Source organism: Streptomyces murinus, assembly GCF_002154555.1.
In the GTDB taxonomy this organism is placed as follows: domain Bacteria; phylum Actinomycetota; class Actinomycetes; order Streptomycetales; family Streptomycetaceae; genus Streptomyces; species Streptomyces murinus.
Genome location: NZ_MUNF01000420.1, coordinates 1 through 6,727 on the forward strand (window position 1 = coordinate 1; position 6,727 = coordinate 6,727).

Here is a 6,727-nt window from a genome sequence, read left to right on the forward strand (position 1 = left end):
CCCTCAGGGCCCCCAGGACCCCCAAGGCCCCCCGCAGGACGAGCAGAGCCCCTGGTTCCAGTCGCCTCGGGAGGTCGAGTACCACGGCGGGTACGACCCCTCCTTCGAGCCGCCCCCGGACCCCCAGTACGACCCGGAGGAGCAGTACGAGGACTGGTACGAGGGCCAGCCCCCGGAGCGGTTCCAGCAGCCCTCCCCCGAGGAGACCGGCAGCTTCCCCATCCCGGTCGGCCCCAACCGCACCCGCGAACTGGGCGGGGGCGGCGGCATCCCCGGCACCGAACCGGACGAGGACGCCTTCTACCAGGTGTTCCGGCAGTCGATAGACGGCAGTTACCCCACCGCCCACATCCTGGGCGAGAACATCCAGGCGACGTACGGCACCCAGCTCAGCCCGGCCGAGCTGAAGTCCCTCGCCGCCCGCTTCCAGCAGCGCCACTCGGCGGAGTTGGAGGAGGACCACATCGCCTGACGCCTCGTGGGCCGTTCCCCGGAGCGGCCCACGAAACACTCCCGGCCCGGTACACCCCCTGGCCAACGCGCGTAGCAACGAGCATCATGGCTTGCGCCAACGCACCATCCCGCACCGTACTTTCGCCTCTCTTTTGTCATGCACCGGTCAATTCGAACCGTTCGACGAAGGGAAACAGCAATGGCTTGCGGATCCACCAGCCTGTGGGCGGGCGAGACCTCCTGGTTCTGCTGCGGCAGTTCCTGGGGCCCCTGTGGCAGCACCGGCACCGGCGCCTGCGGCACCTGCCAGTCCGGCAAGAACATGGCCGCCTGGCCCAACCTCACGGCGGCCTGCTGGAACGTCACCAACCCCGCGGCCTGCGGCGAGAACATGCCCAGACGCGGCTGCGGTTCGGTCGTGAACGTCAAGCACCAGTGCTCCGGCGCCGCCGTCTGCGTCACCCTCGCCGACTGCGGCCCCAACACCCAGATGTGGTGCAGCGAGCAGACCTGCTGCAACGGCTCCTGCCGTACCCACCGGGTGATCGACCTGACCCCGGCGGCTTTCTCGGCCATCGGCAGCCTCAGCTCCGGCCTGCTTCCCGTCTACATCTACGAGTGAGGAGGACACCGCCATGACCGGACGCCACGGCATCGACCGCCGCTCCCTCCTGACCAGCGCCGCCCTCGGCGGCGCCACCATCGTGGGCGCCTCCGCACTCGGCGGCCTGGACGCGGACGCCGCCTTCGCCGCCCCCATGCCCTCCCTGGACCCGGCGGTCTCCCGGTCGTCGTTCATCGACGGCCGGGTCAGCCGGATCAAGGGCAGCACCCTCGACGTCGTCGAGCCCGACGGCACCCACCGGCTCGTCCAGCTCACCAACGCCACCAGCGTCTGGAAGCTGGAGACCGTCACCGCCGAGGCCATCGAGACCGGCGACGGCCTGTACGCGCGGGGCGTCGAGATGCCCGACGGCAGCGTGGCCGCCGACGCGGTCTGGGTGAACATCGTCAACCTCTATGTCACCGTCCGCGGCATCGAGCGCTCCCGGCTGCATCTGAGCCACGGCCGCAACGCCCTGGTCGGCCACATCGTGGCGAAGCGCACCACCGCCTCCTTCCGCGGCGGCGCCCTCACCTCCAACCTCTCCCAGCTCAAGATCGGGCACCACGCCCAGGTGCTCGGCGCCTGGCGGCCCGCGGACGACAGCGTGGACATCGCCCGCATCAGCGTCGGGCACTGAGCCGAGGGGAATCTTCCGATGGCATCGCTCACCACGAACCTCGCGAGCCTGCTGCTCGGCGTCCTGCTCGCCGCCACCGGCGCGGGCAAGGCGTTCGGAAGGCAGGCCGCCGGGCAGGCGGCCGGCACCGTGCTGATCCGCGTCCTGAACGACGGCCGCCGCGCCACCCGGGTCCTGCGGGCCACCGGCGCGGTGGAACTCGTCGTGGCCGCGGGCCTGTTGGCCGCGCCGACCACCGTCGTCCCCGGGATCGCCGCCGCCGTCCTCGGCCTCGGCTTCCTCGGCTACCTCGGGTACGCCCGCGCCACCGCCCCGGAGTCGTCCTGCGGCTGCACCGCCCGCGGCGACGGCCCGATCACCTGGCGGGCGTTCGTCCGCGCGGGCCTGGTCGTGGTGGGCGGCGCCGCGGCCGCCGGGGCCCAGGCCGCCTGGTGGACCCAGACCGCCCGGCACCCGGTGGCATCGCTCGCCTTCCTCCTCGTCGCCACGACCGTGCTGGCCGCGTTCTCCAGCGATCTGGACCAGCTGTGGCTGGTCCCGCTGCGCAGGACCCGGCTGCGGATCCTCGGCCATCCGCTCGGCACCGGCCCGGACGAGGAGGTGCCGGTGGCCGCCTCCGTCGAGCTGCTGGAGCGCTCGCTGGCCTGGGTCGCCGCCGCGCCCGTCGTCCGCTCCGGGCTGATCGACCACTGGGAGGCCGACGGCTGGCGCTTCCTCCAGTTCGCGGGGGTGCACGGCGCCGATGACACGGCCCGCCCGGTCACCGTGCTGTTCGCGCTGGACCCGCGCGCGACGAAGGACACCACCGACAGACCGGCGGTCCGGGTCACCCTGATCGACGACCGGACCGACGAACCGGTCCCGGTGGACCTGCTCGCCTGACGGGGAGAGGCACAACAGGACAGGGGCCCTCCGGCTGGAGGGCCCCTGTCCTGTTGTGCCTACGTCACTGGCTCCTGTTGTGCCTACGTCACTGCCCGAGCAGCGCCCGCACCCGCTCCTGGCCCACCGCGAGCAGCAGCGTGGGCAGCCGGGGACCGGTGTCGCGGCCCACCAGCAGCTGGTAGAGCAGCGCGAAGAACGTCCGCTGGGCGGTCTTGATCTCCGGCGGCAGCTCCTTGGGCGTGGCGTCCGCCGAGAACCCGGCCTGCACCTTCGGCACCCCGTAGACGAGGTGCGTCAGGCCGTCCAGCGACCAGTGCTCGGCGAGGCCGTCGAGCAGCAGCCGCAGCGACCGCTGGGACGCCTCGTCCAGCGACTTCAGCAGCTCGGCGTCCGGCTCCTCACGCACGATGGTCCGCTGGTCGGCGGGCACATGCGTGTTGATCCAGGCCTCGGCCTTGTCGTAGCGCGGCCGGGCCTCCGCCAGCGAGGACAGCGGGCGCTCCGGGTCCAGCTCGGAGAGGATCCGCAGGGCCTGGTCCTCGTGCCCGGCCGTGATGTCGGCGACGGACGCGAGCGTGCGGTACGGCAGCGGGCGCGGCGTCCTCGGCAGCTCGGCGGCGGCGGTGCCGATCGCGCGGGTGTACGCGGCCACGTCACCGGGCAGCGCCGAACCGTCGGCGACCTTGGCGGCGAGCTTGTCCCACTCGTCGTAGAGCCGCTGGATCTCCTGGTCGAAGGCGATCTTGAAGGACTGGTTGGGCCGGCGGCGGGCGTACAGCCAGCGCAGCAGCTGCGGCTCCATGATCTTCAGCGCGTCGCCCGGGGTGGGCACGCCACCGCGCGAGGAGGACATCTTGGCCATGCCGGAGATGCCGACGAACGCGTACATCGGGCCGATGGGCTGCGTGCCGCCGAAGATGCCGACGATCTGCCCGCCGACCTGGAAGGACGAGCCCGGGGACGAGTGGTCGACACCGCTCGGCTCGAAGACCACGCCCTCGTAGGCCCAGCGCATCGGCCAGTCGACCTTCCAGACCAGCTTGCCGCGGTTGAACTCGCTCAGCCGCACGGTCTCGGTGAAGCCGCACTCCTTGCAGACGTACGACAGCTCGGTGGTGTCGTCGTCGTACGAGGTGACCGTCGTCAGGTCCTTGCCGCAGCCGCCGCAGTACGGCTTGTACGGGAAGTACCCGGCGCCGCCCGCGGAGCCGTCGTCCTCGGCGGCCGCGCCGGAGCCCTCCTCGGCCTCCAGCTCGGCGTCGTCCACGGCCTTCTGCTGCTGCTTCTTGACCTTGGGCTTGGTGCGGTACTGGGCGAGAATCGCGTCGATGTCGCCGCGGTGCTTCATCGCGTGCAGGATCTGCTCGCGGTAGACGCCCGAGGTGTACTGCGCGGTCTGGCTGATGCCGTCGAACTCGACGCCCATCTCGGCCAGCGACTCGACCATCGCGGCCTTGAAGTGCTCCGCCCAGTTCGGGTACGACGAGCCCTTCGGAGCCGGCACCGAGGTCAGCGGCTTGCCGATGTGCTCGGCCCAGGACTCGTCCACGCCCGCGATGCCCGCGGGGACCTTGCGGTAGCGGTCGTAGTCGTCCCAGGAGATCAGGTGCCGGACCTGGTACCCGCGGCGGCGGATCTCGTCGGCGACCAGGTGCGGGGTCATGACCTCGCGCAGGTTGCCGAGGTGGATGGGGCCCGACGGGGAGAGGCCGGACGCGACGACGACCACCGGAGCGGTAGCGAGTGATGTCGCTTTGCCCGGGGCCCGGCGCTCCGACTCCTCGATGACCTCATCCGCGAAACGGGAGACCCAGTCGGTGGTCTCGGTGCTCTGAGCCACGATCGGCACGTCCTTCTTTCTCCATCGGGCAGCCGTAGCGGTCGCACGGCTGACCGCTCCATTGTCCCAGGCGGGACCACTTCCGCGAAAACGCCTTTTCAACGCGTGGGACGCGCTTCCCGGGACGCGCGTTCACCCGCGGACCGGAAAATTCGTTTGGGGCCGCGTGGGATACTGGGCGTGACGATCCATCCCCACGAGGAGAACGGCACCTCACCTATGGCCTCGGTCACGTCCCTCAGCGACTCCGTCCAGCAGCAGCTCGCGTCCGCCCTCTCGGCCACCCTGCCGGAGGCCGCCGGCGCGGACCCGCTGCTGCGACGAAGCGACCGGGCCGACTACCAGGCCAACGGGATCCTGGCCCTCGCCAAGAAGGCGAAGGCGAACCCGCGGGAGCTGGCCACGCAGGTCGTCTCCCAGGTGGCCACCGGTGCGGTGATCCAGGACATCGAGGTCTCCGGCCCCGGCTTCCTGAACATCACCGTCTCCGACCGGGCGATCACCGACAACCTCGCCGCGCGGTACGCGGACGAGACCGGCCGCCTCGGAGTGCCGTACGCCGCGCACCCGGGCACCACGGTGATCGACTACGCCCAGCCGAACGTGGCCAAGGAGATGCACGTCGGCCATCTGCGCTCCGCGGTGATCGGCGACTCGGTCGTCCAGCTGCTGGAGTTCACCGGCGAGACCGTGGTCCGCCGCCACCACATCGGCGACTGGGGCACCCAGTTCGGCATGCTCATCCAGTACCTGGACGAGCACCCCCACGAGCTGGACCACAAGACGTCCACCGAGGACACCGCGGCCTCCGGCGAGGAGGCGATGTCCAACCTGGACCGCCTCTACAAGACGGCGCGCAAGCTCTTCGACTCCGACGAGGAGTTCAAGACCCGCGCCCGCCGCCGGGTGGTCGACCTCCAGGCCGGCGACCCGCACACGCTCGCCGTCTGGCAGAAGTTCGTGGACGAGTCGAAGATCTACTTCTTCTCCGTCTTCGAGAAGCTGGACATGGAGGTCCGCGACCCCGACATCGTCGGCGAGTCCGGGTACAACGACATGCTGGCCGAGACCTGCCGCCTCCTGGAGGAGTCCGGTGTCGCGGTCCGCTCCGAGGGCGCGCTCTGCGTCTTCTTCGACGACATCTTGGGCCCGGAGGGCAATCCGGTCCCGCTGATCGTCCAGAAGTCCGACGGCGGCTACGGCTACGCGGCCACCGACCTCTCCGCCATCCGCGACCGCGTCTTCAACCTCAAGGCGAGCACGCTGCTGTACGTGGTGGACGCCCGCCAGGCCCTGCACTTCCGCATGGTCTTCGAGACGGCCCGCCGCGCCGGCTGGCTGAACGACGACGTGACGGCCGTCCAGCTGGCCTTCGGCACCGTGCTGGGCAAGGACGGCAAGCCGTTCAAGACCCGTGCGGGCGAGACGGTCAAGCTCCAGGACCTGCTGGACGAGGCGGTCGACCGGGCGACGGCCGTGGTCCGGGACAAGGCCGAGAAGGTGGGCCTGACCGAGCAGGAGATCGAGGAGAACGGCCGGTACGTGGGCATCGGCGCGGTCAAGTACGCCGACCTGTCCACGTCGGCGGTGCGGGACTACAAGTTCGACCTGGACCAGATGGTCTCGCTGAACGGCGACACCTCCGTCTACCTCCAGTACGCCTACGCCCGTATCCAGTCCATCCTCCGCAAGGCCGGCGAGGCCCGCCCCGCCGCCCACCCGGAGCTGGCACTGGCCCCGGCGGAGCGCGCCCTTGGCCTGCACCTGGACCAGTTCGCCGAGACGGTCCTGGAGGTGGCCGCCTCCTACGAGCCGCACAAGCTGGCCGCCTACCTGTACCAGCTGGCCTCGCACCTGACGACCTTCTACGACCAGTGCCCGGTCCTGAAGGCCGAGTCCCCCGCCCAGATCGAGAACCGCCTCTTCCTGGTCGACCTCACGGCCCGCACCCTGCACCGGGGCATGTCCCTGCTGGGCATCAGGACCCCGGACAAGCTCTGACCCCGATCAGGGCCCCGGGTGGGCCTTGGTGACCGGTTCGCCGGCGGCCTCCGCACCGGAGCCGCCGGCGTTCTGCTGCGCCACCTCTCGCGCCCGCCGTACCAGGGCCTCCCGTACCTCGTCCGGTGCCAGCACCCGCAGCGGTGTCCCCAGCCCGAGCAGATAGCGGGCCAGGCCGTCCGTGTCGACGCCCCCGATGTCGACCAAGGTCGCGTCGGGGCCGTCCGGGCGGTGGGTGCCGACGGTCGCGGGGACGAGGCGGAGGGCCTGGTCGAGGGGGAGAGGGAGGCGGACGGTGGCGGAC

Annotated in this window: 6 protein-coding genes and 1 pseudogene; 5 read left to right on the forward strand and 2 right to left on the reverse strand. The window is 71.1% G+C overall.

Annotated features, from left to right (window positions below):
* The 4 genes and pseudogenes from CCN72_RS24630 to CCN72_RS24645 all read left to right on the forward strand — a co-directional run.
* Window positions 1-472, forward strand: a pseudogene (locus CCN72_RS24630) (DUF2637 domain-containing protein); the annotation flags it as partial.
* Window positions 473-652: 180 nt separating this feature from the next.
* Window positions 653-1,075 (forward strand): RlpA-like double-psi beta-barrel domain-containing protein, encoded by a 423-nt coding sequence (locus CCN72_RS24635; protein WP_037663441.1) that lies wholly within the window; start codon window positions 653-655, stop codon window positions 1,073-1,075.
* Window positions 1,076-1,088: 13 nt separating this feature from the next.
* Window positions 1,089-1,697 carry a cell wall protein gene (locus CCN72_RS24640; RefSeq protein ID WP_086809688.1) on the forward strand — a complete coding sequence of 203 codons (609 nt, stop codon included), beginning with the start codon at window positions 1,089-1,091 and terminating at the stop codon, window positions 1,695-1,697.
* An 18-nt stretch (window positions 1,698-1,715) separates the two neighbouring features.
* Window positions 1,716-2,579, forward strand: a complete 864-nt coding sequence (locus CCN72_RS24645; protein WP_086809693.1) for a MauE/DoxX family redox-associated membrane protein — start codon at window positions 1,716-1,718, stop codon at window positions 2,577-2,579.
* 88 nt (window positions 2,580-2,667) lie between these two features.
* On the opposite strand, the gene lysS is transcribed toward CCN72_RS24645, so the two are convergent.
* The gene (gene lysS / locus CCN72_RS24650) at window positions 2,668-4,431 is read right to left on the reverse strand and encodes a lysine--tRNA ligase (protein ID WP_086809695.1); all 1,764 of its coding nucleotides are present in this window, start codon (window positions 4,429-4,431) and stop codon (window positions 2,668-2,670) included.
* Window positions 4,432-4,641: 210 nt separating this feature from the next.
* Here lysS and argS point away from each other — a divergent pair, with 210 nt between their 5' ends.
* On the forward strand, window positions 4,642-6,423 hold the full coding sequence (gene argS, locus CCN72_RS24655) for an arginine--tRNA ligase (RefSeq protein ID WP_086809698.1): 1,782 nt from the start codon (window positions 4,642-4,644) through the stop codon (window positions 6,421-6,423).
* 6 nt (window positions 6,424-6,429) lie between these two features.
* Here argS and CCN72_RS24660 read toward each other — a convergent pair.
* On the reverse strand, window positions 6,430-6,727 hold a 298-nt coding region (locus CCN72_RS24660; RefSeq protein ID WP_143664189.1), incomplete at its 5' end, for a WYL domain-containing protein.

Bases quoted from the DNA above. Each gene is read 5' to 3' on its own strand.
- CCN72_RS24635 (WP_037663441.1), top strand. From the start codon at position 653: ATGGCTTGCGGATCCACCAGCCTGTGGGCGGGCGAGACCTCCTGGTTC.
- CCN72_RS24640 (WP_086809688.1), top strand. From the start codon at position 1,089: ATGACCGGACGCCACGGCATCGACCGCCGCTCCCTCCTGACCAGCGCC.
- CCN72_RS24645 (WP_086809693.1), top strand. From the start codon at position 1,716: ATGGCATCGCTCACCACGAACCTCGCGAGCCTGCTGCTCGGCGTCCTG.
- argS (WP_086809698.1), top strand. From the start codon at position 4,642: ATGGCCTCGGTCACGTCCCTCAGCGACTCCGTCCAGCAGCAGCTCGCG.